This window comes from Streptomyces milbemycinicus, from assembly GCF_002154605.1.
Taxonomy (GTDB): Bacteria; Actinomycetota; Actinomycetes; order Streptomycetales; family Streptomycetaceae; genus Streptomyces; species Streptomyces milbemycinicus.
This window is the reverse complement of sequence record NZ_MUNE01001094.1, coordinates 1-632: the sequence shown is the minus strand read 5'-3', so window position 1 is coordinate 632 and position 632 is coordinate 1. Positions and strand designations below refer to the sequence as shown.

At 70.1% G+C, this 632-nt stretch carries 1 protein-coding gene; it reads right to left on the bottom strand.

What is annotated here, in order from left to right; translation table 11 throughout:
- Positions 1-632 (bottom strand): tetratricopeptide repeat protein (locus tag CCN51_RS51255; protein ID WP_143676223.1); only part of this gene is annotated, 632 nt, incomplete at both ends.

Below are 632 nucleotides of genomic sequence, written 5' to 3'. Positions count from 1 at the left end.
GGCGGTCCTTGGCGTCGCCGCCCAGCATCATCGCCCCCATCGCGGCCGTACCCCGATCGGCGTTGTCGACCATGTCCAGGTAGCGGCGCCGGGCATCCTCGGTCTCGCCGGACAACGTCGACAGCTGGGCCAGCCGCAGTTTGCACCCGCCGAGGACCGTTTCGCCGTCCTTCCCCAGCCTGGCCGCCACGTCGGCACCGCGCTGCTGGGCCTCCTTGGCCAACGCGAGATTCCCCTGGTCCTGGTACAGACAGCCGAGTTCGTACCAGGCTCTGCCGCGGAAGGAGGAGTCCTCTGTCGCGCCGGCCCGCTGGTAGGCCGCGATCGCCGCGTCAAACTCTCCTCGGTCCGCATGCGCCTTGCCCAGGTAGTAGTGGGCGCGGACCGCCCAGGTGATGTCGTCGGTGTCGGCGATCAGCTCCCAGGCGAGGATGGCCTCGTCGATCCGCCCCGCCCCTTCCAGATCAGTGCCCAGTCTGAAGCAGTACTGCGGATGAACGTCGGCCGCCGGCAGCTCCTGAGCCTCCTCGTGCCGGCCCTGGTGCCGCAACAGCACGCCGAGGTCGACGGCCGCCTTGCTGCGCGCCTCCGGGAACTCCTCGGTGCTGACCCGCTGGTACAGCTCGACCGCC